The sequence below is a fragment of the Nocardia grenadensis NBRC 108939 genome (genome assembly GCF_001613445.1).
Lineage (GTDB): Bacteria > Actinomycetota > Actinomycetes > Mycobacteriales > Mycobacteriaceae > Nocardia > Nocardia grenadensis.
On record NZ_BDCJ01000004.1, the window covers coordinates 41,523 to 63,943 of the forward strand.

The 22,421-nt window shown below is 68.3% G+C and carries 20 protein-coding genes; 9 read left to right on the forward strand and 11 right to left on the reverse strand.

The window, feature by feature from the left end:
- The first annotated feature begins 470 nt into the window (after positions 1 to 470).
- From NGR01S_RS05185 to erm, 4 genes are all read left to right on the forward strand, one after another.
- A complete protein-coding gene (locus tag NGR01S_RS05185; RefSeq protein WP_245664442.1) occupies positions 471 to 1,652 on the forward strand; it encodes a cytochrome P450 family protein in 1,182 nt (393 codons plus the stop codon).
- Positions 1,653 to 2,246: 594 nt separating this feature from the next.
- Positions 2,247 to 3,842, forward strand: a complete 1,596-nt coding sequence (locus tag NGR01S_RS05190; RefSeq protein WP_063035040.1) for a tetratricopeptide repeat protein — start codon at positions 2,247 to 2,249, stop codon at positions 3,840 to 3,842.
- A gap of 121 nt (positions 3,843 to 3,963) precedes the next feature.
- Positions 3,964 to 5,454 carry an MFS transporter gene (locus NGR01S_RS05195; protein ID WP_084480397.1) on the forward strand — a complete coding sequence of 497 codons (1,491 nt, stop codon included), beginning with the start codon at positions 3,964 to 3,966 and terminating at the stop codon, positions 5,452 to 5,454.
- A 334-nt stretch (positions 5,455 to 5,788) separates the two neighbouring features.
- A complete protein-coding gene (erm, locus tag NGR01S_RS05200) occupies positions 5,789 to 6,619 on the forward strand; it encodes a 23S ribosomal RNA methyltransferase Erm (RefSeq protein ID WP_063035041.1) in 831 nt (276 codons plus the stop codon).
- A 66-nt stretch (positions 6,620 to 6,685) separates the two neighbouring features.
- Here the strand turns inward: erm and thpD are convergent, their stop codons facing one another.
- The 10 genes from thpD to NGR01S_RS05255 all read right to left on the reverse strand — a co-directional run bounded on the left by thpD (position 6,686) and on the right by NGR01S_RS05255 (position 16,312).
- The gene (gene thpD, locus NGR01S_RS05205; protein ID WP_063035042.1) at positions 6,686 to 7,555 is read right to left on the reverse strand and encodes an ectoine hydroxylase; all 870 of its coding nucleotides are present in this window, start codon (positions 7,553 to 7,555) and stop codon (positions 6,686 to 6,688) included.
- 18 nt (positions 7,556 to 7,573) lie between these two features.
- Entirely contained in the window at positions 7,574 to 7,969 is a 396-nt protein-coding gene (locus tag NGR01S_RS05210; protein WP_063035043.1) for an ectoine synthase, read from the reverse strand.
- 13 nt (positions 7,970 to 7,982) lie between these two features.
- A complete protein-coding gene (gene ectB, locus NGR01S_RS05215) occupies positions 7,983 to 9,242 on the reverse strand; it encodes a diaminobutyrate--2-oxoglutarate transaminase (protein ID WP_063035044.1) in 1,260 nt (419 codons plus the stop codon).
- Complete coding sequence (gene ectA / locus NGR01S_RS05220) at positions 9,239 to 9,853, reverse strand: diaminobutyrate acetyltransferase (RefSeq protein WP_084480398.1); 615 nt, start codon at positions 9,851 to 9,853, stop codon at positions 9,239 to 9,241. Before ectA ends, ectB begins: the two co-directional genes overlap by 4 nt.
- Before the next feature lie 574 nt (positions 9,854 to 10,427).
- Entirely contained in the window at positions 10,428 to 10,682 is a 255-nt protein-coding gene (locus NGR01S_RS05230) for a hypothetical protein (RefSeq protein ID WP_157107133.1), read from the reverse strand.
- Positions 10,683 to 10,842: 160 nt separating this feature from the next.
- Positions 10,843 to 11,148, reverse strand: a complete 306-nt coding sequence (locus NGR01S_RS05235) for a hypothetical protein (RefSeq protein WP_063035047.1) — start codon at positions 11,146 to 11,148, stop codon at positions 10,843 to 10,845.
- A gap of 211 nt (positions 11,149 to 11,359) precedes the next feature.
- Complete coding sequence (locus NGR01S_RS05240; protein ID WP_063035048.1) at positions 11,360 to 12,469, reverse strand: PP2C family protein-serine/threonine phosphatase; 1,110 nt, start codon at positions 12,467 to 12,469, stop codon at positions 11,360 to 11,362.
- 141 nt (positions 12,470 to 12,610) lie between these two features.
- The gene (locus tag NGR01S_RS05245) at positions 12,611 to 13,984 is read right to left on the reverse strand and encodes an FAD-dependent oxidoreductase (protein ID WP_063035049.1); all 1,374 of its coding nucleotides are present in this window, start codon (positions 13,982 to 13,984) and stop codon (positions 12,611 to 12,613) included.
- Between the two features lie 257 nt (positions 13,985 to 14,241).
- Positions 14,242 to 15,783: a flavin-containing monooxygenase gene (locus tag NGR01S_RS05250; RefSeq protein ID WP_063035050.1), complete on the reverse strand. Its 1,542-nt coding sequence runs from the start codon at positions 15,781 to 15,783 to the stop codon at positions 14,242 to 14,244.
- 337 nt (positions 15,784 to 16,120) lie between these two features.
- Positions 16,121 to 16,312 carry a hypothetical protein gene (locus tag NGR01S_RS05255; protein ID WP_063035051.1) on the reverse strand — a complete coding sequence of 64 codons (192 nt, stop codon included), beginning with the start codon at positions 16,310 to 16,312 and terminating at the stop codon, positions 16,121 to 16,123.
- On the opposite strand from NGR01S_RS05255, the gene NGR01S_RS05260 reads away from it, so the two are divergent.
- From NGR01S_RS05260 to NGR01S_RS05270, 3 genes are all read left to right on the forward strand, one after another.
- The gene (locus NGR01S_RS05260; RefSeq protein WP_063035052.1) at positions 16,297 to 16,776 is read left to right on the forward strand and encodes a TetR-like C-terminal domain-containing protein; all 480 of its coding nucleotides are present in this window, start codon (positions 16,297 to 16,299) and stop codon (positions 16,774 to 16,776) included. The two genes, NGR01S_RS05255 and NGR01S_RS05260, sit on opposite strands and share 16 nt — an antisense overlap.
- Before the next feature lie 56 nt (positions 16,777 to 16,832).
- Positions 16,833 to 17,141, forward strand: coding sequence for a hypothetical protein (locus tag NGR01S_RS05265; RefSeq protein ID WP_063035053.1), 309 nt, complete (start codon positions 16,833 to 16,835; stop codon positions 17,139 to 17,141).
- A 326-nt stretch (positions 17,142 to 17,467) separates the two neighbouring features.
- Positions 17,468 to 17,884 carry a DUF779 domain-containing protein gene (locus NGR01S_RS05270; protein ID WP_157107134.1) on the forward strand — a complete coding sequence of 139 codons (417 nt, stop codon included), beginning with the start codon at positions 17,468 to 17,470 and terminating at the stop codon, positions 17,882 to 17,884.
- A 7-nt stretch (positions 17,885 to 17,891) separates the two neighbouring features.
- Here the strand turns inward: NGR01S_RS05270 and NGR01S_RS05275 are convergent, their stop codons facing one another.
- Positions 17,892 to 19,445, reverse strand: coding sequence for a succinic semialdehyde dehydrogenase (locus NGR01S_RS05275; protein WP_063035055.1), 1,554 nt, complete (start codon positions 19,443 to 19,445; stop codon positions 17,892 to 17,894).
- A gap of 166 nt (positions 19,446 to 19,611) precedes the next feature.
- On the opposite strand from NGR01S_RS05275, the gene NGR01S_RS05280 reads away from it, so the two are divergent.
- Together NGR01S_RS05280 and NGR01S_RS05285 are read left to right on the forward strand one after the other, a co-directional pair.
- On the forward strand, positions 19,612 to 22,005 hold the full coding sequence (locus NGR01S_RS05280; protein ID WP_063035170.1) for a sensor histidine kinase: 2,394 nt from the start codon (positions 19,612 to 19,614) through the stop codon (positions 22,003 to 22,005).
- Positions 22,006 to 22,419, forward strand: coding sequence for a roadblock/LC7 domain-containing protein (locus tag NGR01S_RS05285; protein WP_063035056.1), 414 nt, complete (start codon positions 22,006 to 22,008; stop codon positions 22,417 to 22,419).
- Positions 22,420 to 22,421 lie beyond the last annotated feature (2 nt).

Genomic DNA, 22,421 nt, shown 5'->3' on the forward strand with positions numbered 1-22,421 from the left:
TCGACGAATGGGCGGCCGACCAGGAACCCCGGTTCCGTGAGGTCTTCTATCGGAAGATCCTGGAAAAGCTGCGGCAGCGCGGAAAACGGTCGTAATGGTCACCCACGACGACCGCCATTTCGACTGCGCCGACCGCCTTGTGAGACTCGATGTCGGCCGGGTGGTCACGCCGGTCACCGCGAGGGGCGAACCGATCACCTGAGGCCCCGCGGCAGGGCCGGGCAGACGAGGCCGAAACGCCGGGCGGTTCGCATACAACTTCCACAACGGCCTGGGTATCATCTCTCGCCAGACGCGAAAGGCGCACCGGCCGAGCGCTTTCGAGCAGGGGATCCCGCCGCGGCCGGTGTACATCCGCGCCCGGATGCCGGGCGCACGACCTCAGGGGGTACCGAGTGACAGGGCCGAACCGGCTGCAGCCGGCACACAGACGCGGTAGACACGCCGCCCCCGAGACCAGTGTGTCCCGGATGCCCATCTACACCGCGGAGTTCGCCGCGGATCCGCACGGCTGCTACCGGCGGATGCGCGCCCGGTACGGATCGCTGGCTCCGGTGGACCTCGCGCCCGGGGTGCCCGCCACCCTGGTCCTCGGCTACCGCACCGCCCTGCGCATCCTCGCCGATCCCACTCATTTCCCGGCCGACCCACGCGCCTGGCAGCAGAAGGTACCCGCGGGCCTGCCCATCGTCGCGATGATGCGGCATCGCCCGAATCCGTTGCGCACCGACGATACCGAGCACGAGCGCTATCGATCGGTGACGATCGCGGCACTCGCCGGTGTCGATCCGCACGCGCTGCGCGCGATGATCGCGCGGGCCGCCGTCGAGCTCATCAACGAATTCTGCGCCGACGGCGGTGCCGATCTCCTCGACCGGTACGTCACACCGCTGGTGTTCCGGGTCCTCGGCGAATCGGTCGGTTGCCCGCCTGCCCTCGCCGACCGGCTGACACCGGCGCTCACCACCCTGTTCGTCATGCGCACCGACGAGGGCGCCGCGGCCGCGGCCGAGACGGCGCTCGCCGAACTCGTGGCGGCCAAACGCGCCGAACCCGGTGACGACATCACGACCCGCCTCCTCGAGCATCCGGCGCAACTGTCGGATGCCGAACTCGTCGATCAACTGCTCGCCGTCTATCAGGCCGGGGTCGAGCCGACCCGCGATCTCATCGCCAACACGCTGCTGCTGATACTCCTCGACCCGCGGTTCACGACGAACCAGGTGGGATTCGCCCCGCCGACCCGGGCGGCGCTCGACGAGGTGCTGGCCACCGACCCGCCGCTGGCCCACCACAGCATCGTCTACCCCCCGCTTCCGGTGCTGATCGAGGATGTGTGGCTGCCCGCCGATCAGCCGGTACTCGTCAGCCCGGCGGCCTGCCACGACGATCCCGAACGCACGGCCGCCCACCACCCGGGCCACGGCACGGATCTGGCCTGGGGCGCCGGTGCGCACGCCTGCCCGGCGCAGGCCCGGTCCCTCACCTATCTGCTCGCCGAAGAAGCCGTCGACCAGTTGCTGGACGCCCTGCCGGACCTCCGCCCGGCATTCGGCCCGGACGAACCGGTCTGGCGGCCGGGGCCGTTCCAGCGTGCACTCACCGCCCTCCCGGTCACCTTCCCGCCCACCCCGGGTATGACCGTCTTCTGACCCGGCGGCCGCTGTTCACCGCGCGTCCTCCGGCTCCCCGCCGGTCGCGGAGCCGGTCGGCACCTGCCGTACCGCAGGCCTGGACAGCGGCCGGGGCCCAGGCCGGACGCACTGCCGGCACCGCGTGCTCGACCACGTAGGTGTAAAGTGTCGGTATTCGCCGGTTCTCGGCCCTTGTTCCCGTTTCGAATAGTTCCCATTTTATGTGTAACCGGCGGTTACACATAAATACGGCCGTCGCCGATACCGCGCCGAAGCACGCTCTCCCGCACCACCGGAGCCACCGGCCCTCATGAGGGCTGCTACCTCCGGTCCCGTTCACCGACCCTCGCGCCGGTCATCGGCACCTATCGAGCACCAGAATCCGATATCGGAGTGGCGAACATGTTGTCGCCCACGGAATCGGCCCCCGCGCGATGGGTCCGGCTAGTACGGTATAGCCACCGCATTGCTGCGGGGCCAAAGGGAGCGGTGGGAAAGGCGGGGCAGGATATGTTCGATCCGGTATCTTCGTCGACCGGAGTTGTTCCATCGCAGGCCGATATGCCCGTTTCGGGACCACGTGCCGGACAACTACCGAGGTACCTGCGCCGTATGCGTCCCGATGCCACACCGTTGCTGACGGGCGACATGCTCGACGCGCCGACCGCTACCGGGGCACCGACGATCCCACCCGCCGACGATCCGGCCCTGGCGTTCCGCTATCGCAGCGCCGAACCGATCGACTGGGAGGGCACCGCGGTCCACCCCCTCTACAGCGAACAGTTGCCCACCGCGACAGCGGCACTCACGTTCACCCTGCTCTCCGCCACGCCGCCCGCCGGGCTGACCGGCGTCGGCATCGGCCTGTCCATGGTGGACGGCCACATCGATATCGACGGGCGCCGGCTGGCCGGTGTCGATATCTGGCGCGACGCCCTGGAGCGGGGAATCACCTTCGATCTCACCGCGAACTCTCCCGGTGCGCTCTTCGTGCTGACCCCGGTCTGGGCCGACACCGCCGGGGAACCGCAGTCCTGGTCGGGCAACTACGGCATCGTGGTCGAACGCACCGATAACGACCGCACGGTGCTGTGGTGCAGTATGGGCGAGGGACCACCGCATTTCGCGGATCTGGTGGTCGAGGTCCGCAGTACCCCGCTGGATCCGCATCCTCGCCCGTCCGCTCCGGGAACAGGTGTCGTCCCATCGGTATCCGTGCCCGTCGCGCGCGACGGCTCCGGCGGCGAAAGAGTTCCGCGCCCGGCCGCCGGCGGCGCGATCGCGATCACCGCCCGCCCGGGGCAGTACGGCACCGGAAGGGACGTGGACCGCGGGCGTCCCGGCGTGGACAGCGGTGCCCCGGAGGGCTACCCGTGCAGTCTCGCGGATCTGGTCTTGCACTCTCCGTATACCGACGGCGCCGATATCCTCATCGAATCCCTGGACGGCACCGACGAATTCTTCGACTACTCGTCCCTCTTCGACGAACCCGTGCCCGATCCCCTGCCCGCACTCGCGTTCTCCGGTCCGGCGATACTGCTCACCGGCCCCGAACAGTGGTACCTGCGGTCCGCCGAGGAGGACGCGGACACCGACCCGGCCGCCGCCCACGGCTGGGCCGACGCTCCGGACCGGACCGGCCTGGTTCCGGTGATCAGCGGGGACGACCTGCCGGATTACGGCCCGGAACCGGTCCGGGAGCCGTCCCCCGGCGAACCGTCCGTATTCCCGCTACCCGCCGCCTATTTCACCGCGGCGCGCGCAGCCCACGGTGACGCGGAGGACGACGAGTCCGCGGCGGCGGATACCATCGCCGACGGTTCCCTCCCCCCGTTTCCGGCCGACGACAACGCCACCGGCAGCCCGGACCGGCTCTACGATCTCGGCGCGGCCCGGTGCGCGGTGGGAGACGACGAACAGGCCGCGCGGTGGTGGGCCGAAGCCGCCGACGCCGGGCATCTCGGCGCCGCCTACGACCTCGGCGCACTCTATTACCGGCACGACGAATTCGACGCCGCGCAACGATGGTGGCAGGTCGCGGCCGGGCGCCGGCATATCCGGGCCATGGCGAGCCTCGCCGATCTGCTCGAACAACGCGGCGCCATCCCCGAGGCCCGGATGTGGCGGACCCAGGCCGTCGCCGAGGAGGTCATCGCCAATGCCGCCCAGACCACCGACTCCTTCGCGGTGCCGACCGCGGGCCGGTGAGCGACGCCGAGCGGACACTTCCGCGGGCACCGATCATTTTCGGTGGCGGCGGCGGTCAGAGGTGGTGATACTTCCGACAGGTCACCCCTTGACCTGAACCATTGTCGAGGTTGTTGAGTACATGACTACGGACACCACCCGGCGCCCCGCCACCGAGCCCGCGGCCCGTCTCGATTTCGGCGACCCCACGGTCCGAACCTTCGCACAACTGCTGGTGAACGTGCTGCTGGTGTCGTTCATCAATTTCACCGTCTGGTTCGGCATCACGTTCTTCGTGTACCTGCAGACCCGGTCGGTGTTCGCTACCGGGATGATCGCCGGCCTCTTCCTGGTCGCCATGGCCGGCACCGGGGTGTGGTTCGGCAGCATCGTCGACCACCACCGCAAGAAGAGCGTCATGCAGGTGTCCGCGCTCGTCTCGCTGGGGATCTATGCCGCCGCGCTGGTCTACTATGCGATCACCCCGGCCGAGTCATGGCGTGATCCGGCGAGCGTCCGACTGTGGGTCCTCGTCATACTCGTGATGAGCGGGGTGATCGCCGGTGGTCTGCGCACGATCGCGCTGCCCACCGTGGTCACCGCCATGTTCGACGAGCACCACCGGGATCGGGCCAACGGGCTGGTCGGGACGACGGGCGGTATCTCCCAACTGGCCACCTCGGTGGTCAGTGCGCTGCTGGTGGGCTGGAACGGCATGCTGGGTGTGCTGGTGCTGGCCGTCGTCGTACTCACCGTCGCGGTGGTGCATCTGCGGGGGCTGATACTGCCGGAAGCGCTGGCCCACGCCGCCGCCGCGGGCGAACCACAGCAAGTCGATCTGCGCGGGACCGTCCGTGTCGTGCGGGCGATTCCGGGTATGGTCCCGCTGATCGTGTTCTCGGCGTTGAACAATCTGCTGTTCGGCGGGCTCATGGCACTGATGGACCCGTACGCGCTGTCGATGATGTCGGTTCAGGCGTGGGGCGTCATCTGGGGAGCGCTCAGCGCGGTGATGATCGTCGGCGGGCTACTGGTGGCCCGTACCGGGACGTCATCGAACCCGGTGCGATTGATCCTGCTCGTCAATCTGGCGCTGTGGGCGGTGATGCTGATCTTCCCGATCCAGGATTCCGTCCTCCTGCTGATCGGCGGAATGGCCGTGTTCATGGTGCTCATGCCGTTCGCCGAGGCGGCCGAGCAGACCGTGCTGCAGAAGGTCGTGCCCTATCAGCGTCAGGGCCGGGTCTTCGGATTCGCGCAGAGCGTCGAACAGGCCGCCTCCCCGCTCACCGCGTTCCTGGTCAGCCCGCTGACGCAGTTCTTCTTCATCCCGTTCATGACCGCCGGACCGGGCGCCCGCTGGATCGGCGGCTGGTTCGGCACCGGCGAGGCCCGCGGCATGGCCCTGGTCTTCGTACTACTGGGGGTGCTCGGCCTGCTCTTCACCGGCTATGCACTGGGCAGCCGGCACTACCGGCGACTGAGCCGTAGCTTCCGCACCGGCACCGATGCCGCGGAAACGGCCGCCGAAGGCCCGGCCGTCCCCGGCCCCGAGTCCCGACTCGCGGAACCGGACGCATTGCCGGACCGGCGGCACGACATACCGTGCCCGCAGGGCGCGGGAGCCGCCTGATCGCTCGCGGACGGCCGCACCGGAAATTCGGTGGACCGGTCCGCCGGGCCCGCCTAGGGTATGGCCCCATGGGATCTTTGGGCAGCAACGGAGTGTGCGCGGTCGGCGCGTGCTACATCCGGCAGCGCACGGCAGCTCGGACTCTGCCGGTGCATCGCTCACTCCACTGACCGATCCGGGCGGTCCCCACCGCGGGGCCGCTCGGCGGTGATCGGCGCCGGTTCATTCGAACCGCCGCCGCGATCGTTCGGCGCCACTGCGCGCCGCCTCCTGCCCCGGCATGGGTCCGGGCGAATCAGCGTCTGTCGATTCGGCCCACTCTTCGGAGGATCCCATGTCCCGCCCTGCCTCGGGTCCGCGTACCCGCACGTCCGCGACCCGCAAGCGGCTGTCCCAGAATTTTCTCACCGATCCACGCATCGCTCGCCGTATCGTGCGGGCGTCCGGTATCGGCCGCGACGATCTCGTCCTCGAAATCGGCTCCGGTGACGGTATGCTCACCCGTCATCTCCTCCCCGCCGCGGCCCGGGTGGTGGCCTACGAGAAGGACCCGCACTATGCCCGCCGGCTCGCCGTCCGATATGGCGGTGACCGCCGTATCCGGGTGCACAACCGGGATTTCCGCTCGGTTGTCGCGCCGCGGGAACCGTTCGCCGTGGTCGCCAATATTCCGTTCGCGGTGAGCACCGATATCGTGCGCTGGTGCCTGGCCGCACCGCGGCTCACCTCGGCGACACTGCTCACCCAATACGAATTCGCCCGCAAGCACAGCGGAGACTACGGCCGATGGACCAAATTGACCGTCGCCCACTGGCCGGAGTCGGAATTGACGCTGGGCGAGCGGATCGATCGCCGGGAGTTCTACCCGGTCCCGCGGGTGGACGGGGCGGTGCTGCACATCGCGCGTCGTCCCATTCCGCTCTTACCCGACGCCGCCCGCGCGCAATACCGGCACCTGGTCGAACTCGGCTTCTCCGGTGTCGGCGGGTCGCTCGCCGCCTCGTTGCGCCGCATCCACCCCGCGCGCGCCGTCGCCGCGGCGTGTGCGGAGGCCGCGATACCGACCGACGCACCGGTGGGCCTGGTGCCGCCGGACGCGTGGCTCACGATCTATCGGCGGCTACACGAGACACCTCGTCACGGACCGGGTACCAGGCGCCGCTGACCGGGCACGGCGACGGGGACGAACCCGTGGTGGATTCGTCCCCGTCGCCCTGGGCAGCTGTCCCGTCTACACCGGCGTGAACTCGCGATCGGCGATATACGCCGGCCGCCGGGCCGGTGCGGCGAACGGTTCCTCCAGGGTGTTCTCGACACTGTTGAACACCAGGAAGATATTCGACCGCGGGAACGGCGTGATGTTGTTGCCCGACGCGTGCATGATGTTCGAGTCGAACAGCAGCGCCGAACCGGCCGCACCGGTGAACTGGGTTATCCCGTATTTATGGGCCAGGTCGGTGATATCGGCCTTGGTCGGCACTCCGGTCTCCTGCTCACGCAACGACTCCCGATAGTTGTCCGCCGGCGTCGCGCCCTGGCAGGGCACGAATGTCCGGTGCGACCCCGGCATCACCATCAGGCTGCCGTTGTACGGGTAGTTGTCGGTCAACGCGATGGACAGGCTCACCGCCCGAGGCGCGGGCATGCCGTCCTCGGCGTGCCAGGTCTCGAAATCGGAATGCCAGTAAAAACCGGTGCCGAATCCGGGCAGGTAGTTGACCCGGCTCTGGTGGATGTACACATCCGATCCCAGTACCTGCCGGGCCAGGTCCACGACCCGCGATTCCCGCACCAGCTCCGCCACCGCCGGACTCAGTTTGTGCACCTCGAATACCGAGCGCACCTGCTGCGACGATTTCTCCACGACGAGCCGGTCGTCACCCCGCAGATCCGGATCGCCTGCCAGCCGGTCGATCTCGGCGGCGTACTCGGCAACCTCCTCGGGGGCCAGCAAGCGGTCCATGATCGCGAAACCGTCGGTATCGAACGCAGCCAACTCCGCGTTGCCGATCCGGCCCCACACAGTCGCGTCGTGCCGCTCCTGCAGCGGCAGACGCTCGGCGGTTCTGGTCGGATAGCGATCGATCCGATTGTCTACCAACGTCGTTCGTCCTTCCTCTCAGTCGGCCGGAACGGCGATCAATGGATAAACGCCGTTCTCGTCATGCACCTCCTGCCCCGTGACAGGGGGATTGAACACGCACAGCATCCGCATCCGTGTCCGGGTCCGCACCTCGTGCTTCTCGTGCCCGTTGAGCAGATACATGGTGCCTGGGGCGAGGTCGTAGGTGCGGTCGTTGGTCAGGTCGTGGAGGGTGCCTTCACCCTCGACCAGCCAGACCGCTTCCACATGGTTCTGATAGTGGAAGACGTGAGAGGTGCCGGCTTCGATGGTGGTCTCGTGGAACGAGAACCCGACCCCATCACCGCCCAGCACGATCCGCTTGCTCCGCCAGCTCTCGGCGCCGACATCGCGGTGTGTGCCGGTGATCTCCTCGGTGGTGCGCACGATCATCGGTTGTTTCCTTTCAGCTGCAAACGGTCTCGACGGCGTCGCTCAGAATGTGCAGACCCTGGTCGAGTTCGTCCTCGGCGATGGTCAGCGGCGGAAGCAGTTTCACGACTTCGTCGGACGCACCCGAGGTTTCGGCCAGCAGGCCACGCTCGAACGCGACCTGGCAGACCTTCCCGGCCTGTGAGGCGTCGTCGAAGACCAGCCCGTGCACGAGGCCACGGCCCCGAGTGGACACCCCCGGGACGGCCCCGGCGATCTCCTCGAGCGCCGTGGCCACCCGCTTACCCTTGGCGAGGGTGGACTTCTCCAATACATCATCGGACCAGAAATGCTCGAGCGCCACCTGCGCGGTCACGAAAGATGGATTGTTACCGCGGAAGGTGCCGTTGTGCTCGCCGGGTGACCACACATCGTGCTCGGGCTTGAACAGCACCAGTGCCATCGGCAGGCCGTAACCGCCGACCGACTTGGACAGCGTCACGATATCGGGGGTGATACCGGCCGATTCGAAGGAGAAGAACGGGCCGGTCCGGCCGCAACCCATCTGGACGTCGTCGACGATGAGCAGGATGCCACGCGCGGCGCACAATGAGGCCAGGTGGCGCAGCCATTCGTCGCGCGCCAGATTGACGCCGCCTTCACCCTGCACGGTTTCCACGATGACGGCGGCCGGCCGGTCCATACCCGATGACGAATCGTCGAGCACCCGTTCCATCCACAAGAAGTCGGCGGTGGCGCCGTCGAAGTAGCCGTCGTACGGCATCGGGGTGGCATGGTTGAGCGGGACGCCGGCGCCCGCGCGCTTCATGGCGTTACCGGTCACCGACAGTGCGCCCAGCGTCATCCCGTGGAACGCGTTGGTGAAGCTCATGATGGTCTGGCGACCGGTCACCTTGCGGGCCAGCTTGAGCGCGGCCTCGACCGCGTTCGCACCCGTCGGCCCGGGGAACTGGACCTTGTAGTCCAGGCCGCGGGGGGCCAGCAGGGTATCGCGAACGGTTTCGAGTAGTTTGCGCTTGGCGATCGTCGACATATCGAGGCCGTGCGTGATTCCGTCGCCGGCAATGTAGTCGACCAGCGCCGATTTCAACACCGGGTTGTTGTGCCCGTAGTTGAGCGCGCCCGCCCCGGCGAAGAAATCGAGAAAATCTTTACCGGACTCATCTCGCAGCCATGCGCCCTGCGCGGTCTCGAAGACTGTCGGCCAGGAGCGGCAGTAACCGCGGACATTCGATTCGATTTCGTCGAAGATCGTCGTTTCGGCGGCAATCATGAGTGATCCCTTTCGGTTTTACGGGCGATCGGGGAAATGTGGTAGAGGTCCTCGGCAGCATGGCTGTCCGGGAAAACATCCGGCTCGAACAGCTCGCTGCGTACCATTTCGGCACCGCGGCGGCGGGCCAGCGACGCGAACATGGCGATCGAGGCGGGATTGTCGGGGGATACGGTGGTCTCCAGCGCCTCGACGGCGCCGCCGACCGGATGGCCGGGCGCGGTGACGGTGGATACCAGCCAGTCCAGCATGGCGACCCCCAGGCCACGGCCACGCTGGTCGGCGTCCACGGCGACCTGCCATACGAACAGGGTGCCGGGCGCTTCGGGTCGTACATAGCCGGTCACGAATCCGACGACTCGGCCTTCGCTCTCGACGACTACCGAACTGGCGGCGAAATCGCGACACCACAGCAGGTAGGCGTAGCTCGAATTGACATCCAATACTTGCGACTCGTCGGCGATCTGCCACAGCCGCGCGGCGTCGGTGATCCGCGGTGCCCGCAGGACCACACCGGTACTGGCGGGCTCCGCATCGGTGGCGGCGGACGAAGTGGCCGAGCCGTTGCCGGCGGCGCCGGCGGTCTGCGTGGACTCAGTTTGTAAAGACATACAACTCCGATGTCTGCGTGCAGTACTTTCCCAGGCTCACGAAATAACTCCGAGGCGACTGGTCGAGCTCTTTACGGTCGTGTTACAGGCGTGTTACGTGGGCCCCTCTCGTTGAATAACCGGAATCCGGAGAACGAAACGCACGATTCGGCGGGGCGCTCCTCACATTCCATCCCGCCGGGGTATACGGCCGCCGCCCCGCCGCGACCGGGCGGGTGCCCACCACGGAGCAGACGCCGCGGCGGCCTCCGCGCACGATCGCTCTCGGCGAATCCAGACGCAACCGGCCCGGATCGCCGGCTTCCGGGCTCACCCGGTGCGGCGCCGGGCGTGCACGCCGCGCACCGTCCTCGCAATACCGATCCAGTACACCCATCGCGGTGGCCGGCGCGGTCAGGGGGGTGCGCAGTTCGTGGCGCAGGTCACCGGAGAGCGGCTCCGCCCGGCCGGCGCGTTCCCGTCCGGGCGCCGCCGAGTCGGAGGGCGACGGGACAGCGGGGCATATCCGGCCGCGCAGCATCCAGCGGCCCGTACCGAGACCGATACGAGTTGCGCTCGTCGCGCTGCCCATGAGCTAGCGCTGGACGTCCAGCAGATGACCGAGGCCACCGACGGCGGCCACGATTCGCGAATCGGACAGATCCCGGTCGGCTCCACCGCCGGGCCCAGGGTCGACAATGAGCACGCCGGAGACACCGGTCGCGCACGGAGTGAGCGCGGCCTCGGCTTCCTCGGCCGTCGCGACGTCGTAGCCCTCGTTCGGCACGGCCGGACGCACAGCACCTCGGACCCGCTCGCCGTCTTCCACGATCATCAGGTTCGCGCTCAATATTCAATCCCTTGCAGACACACGTGCGTGCCGCGGCGCGGGGTTTCGCATCCCCGTGCCGACGCGACAGCCCGCTACTCAGCTTACTCGAGCAACCTTTCGGTTATACGAATAGCCAGAAGGCCTGCCGGGTAAACCCCCAAAGTGAAATGCCTCACGTTCAGATCTCGCCGGACCGTTCCAAGCGGAAGAAATTGCTGGGCGTGCCGTCGGGACGCATCTCCTGGTATCGGAAGTTCAGTTTCCGGGCGTCGAAGGTTGCGAACCAGTCCGCCCAGCTGACCGGCTGCAATACCGCACCACCGTAGTGCGGGAAATCCAGCCGCAGGACCCCCACCTCACCGCCGTACTGACTGCCGGGTGTCGTCGCCGGGTTCGCACCGCGCCGCCGGGCCCACTGGCGGATGACCTCATGATTCGTGGTGACCATGGTTGTTCCGGGAGCGGCGGACAGGCCACCCTTCATGACGAACCTCCTTGCGGTAGGTGCGTGCGAACTCTCCCGACGCGACCTCGGTAGCCGCACCGGCTTTCCCTCTTTTACCCGGCTTCGCACTATTGCAAACACAGCGGACACCGAGATGTCCGTTGTGCCCGCCGTCCGGTTCTCCGCCGAGCCGCCGCCGCAGCGACCGGTTCACCATGTTGCCCGAGATTCGCCGAGACCGGCCGACAGATCATCCGGCGGCGGGAATCGGGGTCAGCGCGACTGTGATGTTATCGCTGCCACCACAGACGACGGCGTAGTCTACGAGCGCCCGCGCGCCTTCGGTGATCGGCACGCCGAGCACGCGCCGCGCCAGATCGGCCGCGCCCGGTAGATAGTTCCACAGTCCGTCGGTGCACAGCAGGAGCGATCCGGGCGTATCCACGTAGTAGGTACGGATACTGTCCGCGGACCACGGCTGCTGCCCGGCGTCGGCTCCCAGCCAACGCATCAGGGTGTGCGCCCGAGGATCGGCCATGGCGGCCTTCTCGTCCATGGCGCCGGCTTCCACCAGCGTCTGCGCCCACGAATCGTCCAGGGTGAGCTTCTGCGCCCCGGCCAGCACCTCCGGATGACCCGGTCGGGCCGGTTGTCCGGCCGCGGGCTCGCCGGCCGCCAGCCAGTAGGCACGGCTGTCGCCGATATTCGAGACGGTGATCGAGATATGGCCCCCGGTTTCGGTGCGCACGATCGCCGAGACATAGGTGCACGACGGTGCGTCACCGTCGGGGCCGACCAGATTGCGCACCGCTTCCGAGGCCGCCGCCATCCCCGCGGCGGTGGCCTCCTCGGCCGTTCTGTCACCGGCCAGCGCGGACACACACGCATCGACCCCGGTGCGCACAGCAGTGCCCGAGGCGGCCTGCGGATCCGGTGAGGAGGAGACTCCGTCGCAAACCACCAGCACAATCGTCCCGGGCTTCCCGTTGTCATCCGGTACCACCGCGGCGGCCACGGCATCCTCGTTGCGCGCGTGCAGGATTCCGCGGTCGGTGACCAGAGCGGCGACACCCAGATCGGCCTCGAACCGGTCCTGGACACGATGCGGATGCTCGCAGGTGGGACAGCGCGGGCCCCGGCTCTGCGTCCCGCAGTTCACGCACACCACTTCGGCGAGTTCGTCGTCCGGCAGGGCGACCCGGTGGATGCCCGAGGCCAGTGACTGCCGCGGCACGGTCGCTTCCGCGGCGGCGGCGCGGCGACGGGTGTCGAACGTTTCCCGCACCCGCGGCACCGGCTCGGTCACCGCGTCGAGAATCTCCGCCGGGTCGGCGTCTCCGGTGTTCGCGTCAGGGTTCATCCGGCCGCCACATTCATGAGTAATTTCCGGTGCTCGCCGATCCGGACGAACCAGATATATCGGGTCCGCACACCGTCCCCCTTCGTTCGCCCGTTCCGTACTGACGATCGACGATAGTACGCGGTACGCCGATGAGTGAGTTCACCCGCGCTCCCGCACCGCTCGTACCGCTTTGCGCGCCGCCACCAGCACCGGATCCCAGACCGGCGAGAAAGGTGGCGCATAACCGAGATCGAGTGTGGTCATCTGCGCCACCGTCATTCCCGCGGTCAGCGCCACGGCCGCGATATCGACCCGTTTGCCCGCCCCTTCCCGGCCCACGATCTGCACCCCGAGCAGCCGGCCACTGAGCCGTTCCGCCAGCATCTTCACCGTCATCACGGGCGCGTCCGGGAGATATCCGGCGCGACTGGTGGATTCGACGGTCGCGGTGACGTACTGCAGACCCACGGCACGGGCGTCTCTCTCCCGCAGCCCCGTTCGCGCCACCTCCAGATCGCAGACCTTGCTGACGGCCGTGCCGACGACACCGGGAAAGGTCGCGTATCCGCCGCCGATATTGGCGCCGATGATCTGACCGTGCTTGTTCGCGTGCGTCCCCAGCGCGATATGCCTGCGCATACCCGAGACCAGGTCCAGCACCTCGACACAGTCTCCACCGGCCCAGAGGTTGTCGTACCCCGTCACGCGCATGGCCGAATCGGTGAGCAGCCCGCCGTGGTTCCCGATCGGTAGCCCGGCCGCGGCGGCCAGTGTCGTTTCGGGCAGCACCCCGATCCCGAGAACCACCACATCCGCCGGGTGTTCGCGACCGGCGGCGAACACCGCCCGGACGCGGCCGTCGTCTCCGGTGCGGATCTCGGTGACCTCGCTGTTCCCGGCCACATTCACGTCCAGGCCCCGGAGCGCCTCGCGTACCAGCACACCCATATCCGGGTCCAGAGTGGACATCGGCTGCGCGCCGCTGTGCACGATGGTGACCTCGTAACCGCGCCGGATCAGTGCCTCGGCCATCTCGACCCCGATGTATCCGGCCCCCACCACCACCGCCCGCCGTCCGGTACCGGCCGCCAATGCCGCGATGAGCGCCTCGCCGTCGTCCAGGGTCTGGACACCGTGCACTCCGGGCGCGTCGATCCCGGGCAGCGCCGGCCGGATCGGGCGCGCCCCGGTCGCCAGGACGAGGTGGTCGTAGCCGGTCCAGGTTTCGGTACCGGTAGCCAGTTCCCGGCTGCGCACCCGGCCCCCGGCCACATCGAGTTCGACAACTTCGTGGCGCAGGCGCACATCGATTCCGCGTGCCCGGTGTTCCTCGGGGGTCCGGGCGATCAGGTGATCGCGCTCCCGCACATGGCCACCCACCCAGTACGGGATACCGCAGGCCGAGTACGAGGTGAAGTGCCCGCGTTCGAACACCACGATCTCGAGGTCCGACACATCCCGGTGACGCCGGGCCTGGGCGGCCGCCGACATTCCGGTCGCGTCCCCACCGACGACCACCAACCGCTCTGTCATGAGATCAAACTACCCAGCGAGCGCCCGATATCTCTCGGACCGCCCGCCTACGGGCTCGTCTCCGGCCCGAAGCCACCACGGTCGGCCGCACTGTGGGCCGATACCGAGCCGAGGTACCCACCGCCGGAGCCGGCCGGTCGGCCGCCGCCGTTCCCGTACCAGAGCACCGACCCCCGACCGGCTCCCGTCATCGGCGGTGCGGCCCGGAATCTTCCCTCCCACGGTCCGGATGACCTCCGGCGGCCGGCCGGGCCGGCTCAGGCGGACCGGCTACCGATGAGCGGAAGGCGGCTCGCCGCGCCGCGCGTCCGGCCCCCGGAGCGCGTGGTCTCGGCCCCGTCGCGGTCGGTGAAGGTCAGGATGCCGTCCTCGATCGGGCTCTTGCGCAGGTAGGAACGGTCGCGGAAGTAGCTGTTGACCACCTTCCACGGGCCGCCGGTCCCCTGCCGCGGCATCACCGCGTCACCGCGTTGGATGTACCCGGAACTCAGCGCCCCGCCCATCACCGAGGCCTCGGAGCGATCGGACTCCGCGGCCCGAGCCACGAACCGGGTGTACCCCTTGTCGCGCATCCGGTTCAGTACGCGGCAGAAGTACTCGGCGGCCAGATCGGCCTTGAGTGTCCAGGAGGCGTTCGTGTATCCGAGGACCATCAGCGCGTTCGGCACGCCGTCGAGCAGCGACCCCTTGTACATGACCCGGTCCCGGGTGACCACCGGTTCACCGTCCACGTCGAGCGCCATACCGCCCAGGATCTGGATGGTCAGCCCGGTGGCGGTGATGACGATATCGGCTTCGATCTCCTCGCCCGAGGAAACCCGGATGCCTCTTTCCGTGAAGGTCTCGATGGTGTCGGTGACCACCGAGGCGTCGCCGCGCCGCAGAGCCTTGAACAGGTCGCCGTCGGGTACGACACACAGGCGCTGATCCCACGGCGCGTATCCCGGGGTGAAATGCCGCATGTCCACCGCGGGGCCGACCGCCATCCGGACCCATTTCAGGAACATCTGCCGGGCCAGCTTCGGTTGGCGCCGCGACAGCTGGTAGCCGGCCTGCTGCACCGCGATATTGCGGGCGCGCCCGACCTGATAGGTGAGCCCGGCGGGGGATCCGGCCTTCGTCATCCCGACCGCCACCGGGTCCTCACCCGGGATGGAGGCGATATAGGTGGGTGATCGCTGCAGCATGGTCACATGGGCGGCCTCGCCCACCATGGCCGGCACCAGCGTGATCGCGGTGGCGCCGCTGCCGATCACGACCACCTTCTTGTCCCGGTAGTCCAGGTCGTCGGGCCAGTGCTGGGGATGTACGATCCGCCCGGTGAATGCGTCCTCGCCGGGAAAGGACGGCCGGTGGCCGTTGTCGTAGTCGTAGTAACCGGTAGCCCCCACCAGAAAGGTACCGGTCCAGATCTCCTCGGCACCCGTCGCTTCCTCGAGCACTCGAACCGTCCACCGATTGTCGGAGCCGGACCAGCTCGCCGAAACCACCCTGCGGCCGAACCGGATCTTCGGTGTCACGCCGTATTCATCGGCGGTCTCGGCGATATAGCGCCGGATACCGGCGCCGTCGGCGAGCATGCGGGTACCACGCCAGGGGCGGAAACCGTAGCCGAAGGAGTACATATCGGAGTCGGAACGGATTCCCGGATAGCGGAACAGGTCCCAGGTGCCGCCGACGGCGGTGCGGCGCTCCAGGATCGCATAGCTGCGCCCGGTGTTCTCCTTCTCCAGGTGACAGGCCACATCGATACCGGAGAGGCCGGCTCCGATTATCAGTACGTCGACATGCCGCGTCATTGCGTTCCTCGTCTGCTCGTGCCCGGGGCGTCGCCGATCATGACAGACCCACCCTTTACATGTAACCGAGAGTACTTGACAAATTCCCGGTCACGCGTCGGGTACGCACGCCGACCCCATGAGTCCCGGCCGCCGCGACTTCCGGAGCCGAAGGCCCGAACCTTCCCACCGGAGTCCGGGTGTGATCTAAAACATATTTCTTCCATATCGGCATGGCTACCGCGGCGCCCGGAGACGAGTTCCACACTTCCCGCCGCGCGCCGGACCCGGCACAACGAACTCCCCGCACGATCGAATCCCGCTGCCGCCGAGGCCGACTCGGCATTCGGCAGAACTCTCAGCAGCAGACCACCGCCACCGCGGTCGTGATAGCACCCACCGAGGTGAGCGCGATCGGCACTGCGGCCCGCGCATTCCGCCATCGGAATCCCTCCTCCGGCCGGGCCGATGCACCCTTCCCCGACGTGCGGCCGTTGCGCCACCGGCGCCCCAGCGCACCCAGGGTGATCAGCAATGTCGCTACCAGCATCCCGGCCTCCTCACACCCCGGCCGCCGGCACCCGGCGCCCACTCGGACCGAATCCGGCCCGCCCGGGTCCGGCACGCCCCGCTACCCGCGCGGCCGGCGAAGCCGCCTTCGGCGTACTGGCCGCCACGGTCGAGGACTGCGTGACCGCCGATGCACTACCGCCGGAGCGCGCCGAACCGACCACCCTCACACTCTGGGCGCTCGGACACGGTCTGGCGTCGTTGTGGCTCGACGGCCAGTTGGACAAGCGCGGCACCCTGTTCGGTACGACCGCAGCGGCCCTGGTCGATTCGGTGGTCGACGGCATTCCCGGATTCCTCGGCGCCGACCCCGGAGCACCGCCCGTCCCCCGCCGCAGTGACCCGGCCCGAGCCGGTCGACCGCGGTCCAACCGGCGGGATCCACAGCGACCGCGTCCTCGCCGCTTACCCGCCGCGTTGGCGGGTAAGCCCGGCATAGAGTGAAGTGGACCCGGGTCCGCACCGCGCGCGACCCGAGCCGACCAGGAGGATTGTTGTCGATGAACACCACGAAAGCCCGCACGGGCCTGCTGATCGCGGTCGCCGTGCTCACACTGGCCGGCTGTACCGAAATCGAACGGGCCATGAACAAGGGCGGCGATACCCCGTGCCGCGAGTACGTGGAGCAGGACCAGAAGACCCAGCGCGTCACCATCACCAAGGCGCTCGAGGAACAGCAGGGCGCGGAACCGAGCGGCACGAACGTGGATCTGTCCATGGCGGCGGTCAACGCGCTCTGCGGTGTGCAGGCCAACGCCGACACCCCGATCGAACGGGCCGATATCGCGGGAATCTTCATCCGCAAATGAGCTGGGCCGCATCGGTTTCCGAGATATCGGAGCGGGCCCGCCCGGGCGACCCTGCCGCATAGTCGTGCCGAGCCTACGAGCACAGAGGGTTATACCACAAGCGTTTTCGGACGAACAGGGACACCCGCTCGCCCCGGCGACTGCAATACGCAAGAATGTGTTCGCAAAAGTGCCGGCCGCGATGAGCCGGTATCTCGGACGGCGGGTGTATCGAATCCCCGGACCGTCCGATCCGGGGACGGCGACGATGCACAAGGGAGCGAGATGTTCTATCGGACCGATTCGTTAACGCCACCGCGGTGCCACGGCACGGCACGGAACTGCTGATGGCGTATCGCAGCGACCGGGTCGCAGTCACCGATCGGGCCCGCAACGCGTTACGCGAGTTGATCGAACAGCACGGGCCCATCCTGCTGTATCTCCCGCACCGCGATTCCACCGATCCACGACCGGATTGGCTACCGATACGCGATTTCCGCGCCGCCGAGGGCGATACTCTGTTCGGCCGCCTCGCCTGGCACACCGAACTGTGGATGAGCGCGGAGGCGTACACACGTTTCGAGCGCGAACATCTCACCGTGGACGTTCCCGCCGACGCCGGTCCGGCTCCGAGCGGTGACCCGGACGGCGGATCGCCGCCGGAGGAGGCCGCGATCTTCCTACTCCGCGCCCGCCGGCTCAGTGCCGCGGAAGCCGCCGCGCTCGACGGTCGAAAACGCGGCGGCCACGGCGGCGCGACCTGACCGCGCCTCAGCGGCCGGGCAGAAACCGCAGCGACCGGGCGAACGTCATCAGCACCCGCTGCCACAGGTCCCGGGGGACCAGTGGCGGCGGGTCGAGGTTCAGGAAGCGGGTCGAGACCACCGATTGCGGTTCGGTGTATTTGAGCAGTCCCTCGGGCCCGTGCCGACGGCCCACACCGGAGATCCCGGTCCCGCCCATCGGCGCCGCGGTCGTCCCCCAGGCCGGCGCGTATCCCTCGTTCACACAGACGGTGCCGGTCTTCAACAACCGCGCGATCCGCTCACCTTCGGCGAGACCGCCGGCCCAGACGCTCGCGTGCAACCCATATTCGGTGTCATCGGCCGCTGCCACCGCCTCGGCCACGGAATCGACCGGATAGATCGAGACCAACGGCCCGAAGGTTTCCTCGCGCGCGCAGACCATCTCCTCGGTGACCCCGGTGAGGACCGTCGGTTCGAAGAACAGTGGGCCGATATCGGGTCGCGCCTCACCTCCGACGCGTACTTCGGCGCCCTTGGCCACGGCGTCGGCGAGATGGTCGGTCACGGTGCGCAACTGTGTCGCGGAGATGAGCGAGCCGATATCCATCGAGTTGTCGTAGGCGGCACCGAGCCGTGCGGCCGATACGGCGGCCGTGAACTTCGCGGTGAACTCCTCGGCCACCGCGCGCTGTACGTAGATCCGTTCGATGGAGATGCACAACTGGCCGGCATTGGAGAAACACGCGCGGACGGCCGCCCGCGCCGCACGGTCGATATCGGCATCTTCGGTGACGATCATCGGATTCTTACCGCCCAGTTCGGCGGAGAACCCGATGAGCCGCGCGCCACATCGCTGGGCAAGCGTCCGCCCGGTGGCCGAGGAACCGGTGAACATCAGATAGTCACAGCAGTCCACCATCGCCTCGCCGACTACCGGGCCGGGGCCGGTGACCACCGCGAGTAGATCCCGGGGCAGCCCGGCACGGTAGAGCAGTTCGGCGCCGGCGAGCGCGGAGAACGGCGTCGAACTGTCGGGTTTGAGGACCACCGCGTTGCCCGCCAGCAGCGCCGGAATCGCATCGCCCAGGGAGAGCACCAGCGGATAATTCCAGGGCGCGATCACCGCGACGACCCCCTTGGGCCGGACATCGACGAAGGCGCGGTTCAGCACCGGGAAGGCACCGGGCACCCGCCGCTGATCCAGTAGTGCGGGCGCCACGCGCGCGAAATATCGCGCGGCGAACATCAGCCCCATGACCTCTTCCTGCGCCGCCCAGCGCGCCTTACCCGTCTCCGCCTGGATCACATCCATCAGCGCCGTCCGCTGCGCCACGACCAGGGACCGGTAGCGGTGAAGCACCCGGGCGCGTTCCCGCGCCGGGCGGGCCGCCCAGTGGGACTGCGCCACGCGGGCGCGGGCGACGGCCGCGGCGACATCCTCGGCCGTGCCGACCGGCACCGAGCCCAGCGATTTGCCGGTGAAGACCTCGTCGATCGTCCGAGGTGGGCGGGCTGCGGCAGCGTCGATCGCGACCAGAGTGCGCAACCGGTCGAAGACTTCGGGTTCCGGTACGGGCATCACGCCTCCTACCTGTCGGTATTCGCGAGGTGAAGACAAATCTACCCACCGTGTCCCGGTCGGCGGCGCCGCCGCCACGCCGCATATGCCGGGTTCGGTGTCAAAGTGAGTCCTGTTCAATGGGATTCGATGTGCAGGAAACCGGTCGAACGGTTAACTTGTGGCGATGTTCAGAGCGAGGCTCGGTGTCCGCGCCCGGATCCTGGCCATCGCGCTCATCCCGAGTCTGACCCTGTTGGTGGCCGGTGTGGGTGCGACGGGCTATCTGATCGACCAGGGACAACACAACCGGCAGGTGACCGAGGCGTTACGGGAGGTATCGGGTCCCACTCGCAATGTATACGAGGTGGTCCAGAACGAGCGCCGCCTCACGCTTGCACATCTCGCCGGAGATCCCACCGCGGCCGCCGCCCTCGCCGCCGTCCGGCCCGACACCGAACAGGCCCTCCGCGATCTGGTCGCCGGAGCGCAGCGGATCCGGGAACTGCAGCCGGCGGAGATCACCGACGATGTCGGCTCGTTCACCACGCTTACCCAGCAGCTCGGCAATATCCGCACCGCGGTCGACTCCCGCGCGGTGCCGACCGGTGACGCCTATACCTTCTACGTCCGCGTTCTCGACGCCTTCAACACCGGCGCCCAGCTGTCGCACACCTTCGAGCAGGACCCGGAAGCGGTCACCCAGCTGGGACTGGTGTCGCGCATCATGCACGCGCTGGAAGCGGCTTCGCGTAGCCACGCCCTGGCCGGCGCGGCGCTGCGCACCGGCAACCCGGTCGCGCTGCCCGACGAATTCGTCCAGCAGACGGGCTTCTACCACACCGAAACCGCCCTGCTGGCCACCCAGCTGGATCCGGAGATCGGCGAGCGGGTGCGCACCCTGATGGACAGTGCGGAATGGCGACTGCTGGCCCGCACCGAGAACACACTCATCGCCCGCAGCGTCGGCGGGGCCGAGGGCACCGCAGCCGCGCTCTCTCCCGGGCAGCTGACGGCCTGGCAGGCGGCAGCCGACCACGTCAACCAGGAGATGCTGGATCTCTGGGACGGCCAGAACCAGCTGATGCAGGAGTTGTCGCTGGACGCGGCGGCCCGCACCACCAATCAGTCACTGTTGATCGGCCTGGCGGTCCTGGTGGTGTCCGCGGCGGCGTTCGGGGTTTCGCTGGTCCTGGCCAATCGGTTCATCCACCGCCTGGTGCGGTTGCGCGACCATACGCTGGCCCTCGCCGACGAACGCCTGCCCGATATGCTCGAACGCCTGCGCGCCGGGGAGGACGTCGACGAAACCGCGGCCGCCGCGAAGCTCGACTTCGGCCGGGACGAACTCGGCGCGGTGGCCACTGCCTTCGAACACGCGCATGCCGTGGCGGTCAATGCCGCGATCACCGAGGCACGCACCCAGGAGGGTGTGAAGGCGATCTTCCTCAACATCGCCCACCGCAGCCAGATCGTGGTCCACAAACAACTGGAGATCCTCGACGACGCCGAACGGCGCGAAGAAGACCCGGCCATGCTGGACATCCTGTTCAAACTCGACCATCTGGCCACCCGGGAACGCCGCAACGCCGAGAACCTCACCATCCTCGGTGGCGGGAAACCGGGCCGCCAGTGGCGAGCCCCCGTACCGCTGGTAGACCTGGTACGCAGCGCGGTGGGGGAAACCCAGGACTACACCCGGGTACGGCTGGCCCGGCTCCCCGAACTCCGGATCGCCGGTAACGCCGTCGGCGACCTCATCCATCTGCTCGCCGAACTCGTCGACAACGCCACCTCGTTCTCCCCGCCGCAGTCGCGGGTGCAGGTCACCGGTTCGGTGATCGGCAAGGGTGTGGCCGTGGAGATCACCGATCAGGGCATGGGCATCTCGGCGGAGGATCGAGACCGCCTCAACGAACTCCTGGAGAACCCACCGAACTTCGAGGTCGCGTCCCTGCAGAAGGATTCGCGGCTGGGTATCTTCGTCGTCGCGCAGCTGGCGGCCCGCCACGGTGTCGCGGTGCGGCTGTGGGAATCCGAATACGGCGGTGTCCGGGCGGTGGTCATCGTGCCCGCGACGCTGCTGACCGATCCCGCCGAGGAGACCACACCGCTGACCGGGCTGCCCCGTGCCCCGGCTGCGGGGCCCGAGGCCGGCACGGAGACCCACACCGGCCCCCTCCCCGAGAGTTCCACCATCGCGACACTGCTCGCCGACCGGCCCCACCACACCGAGCAGGCCGCCGAGCAGGCCGGCGCCGCGGCGACCGGTACACCCGACACGGTGCCGGTCGCCCGCCCCGAAGCCACGGAGACCACCGCCGAACCGACCCTGCTGGCCGACGGTCGTCCGGCTTTACCCCGCCGTAGCAGGCAGGCTAAAGTCGCACCGCGACCGGAAGTTTCGGACGCCGATCGGACGGTCGCAACGGCGCGGCCACGCTCGGCCGAACAGGCCAGGGATCTGATGTCGGCGATCGAAAACGGCACCCGGCAGGGCCGCAAGCCATTGCCCGCCGCAGAAGCCGCCGCCGGGAACCCGACGGCGGATGGCGCATCCCCGGATGAACAGGAAGGCTAAGTGTCCACTTCCACACAAGGTGACCTGAACTGGCTGCTCGACGACCTGGTCGAGCGACTCGCGGGAGTCCGCCTCGCGGTCGTACTGTCCACCGACGGCATGCTGCTGGGCCACTCCTCGAAAATGGATCGCACCGAGGCCGAGCATTTCGCCGCGATGTCGTCCACCCTGCACGGCCTGGCCCGCAGCGCCGGCGCGCGATTCGACGGTGGTGCCGTACGGCAGGCGGTGATCGAACTCGATCGCGCCGTACTGTTCGTCACCTCGGCCGGTGACAACGCATGCATCGCCGTACAGGCCGCCGCGGACGCGAACCTCGGCATGGTGGCCTACGAGATGAACCTCACCGTCCAGCGGGTCGGCAGCCATCTGTCGACCGGCTCCCGCGGCGGGACCGGGGCCGAGCCTCGGTAACC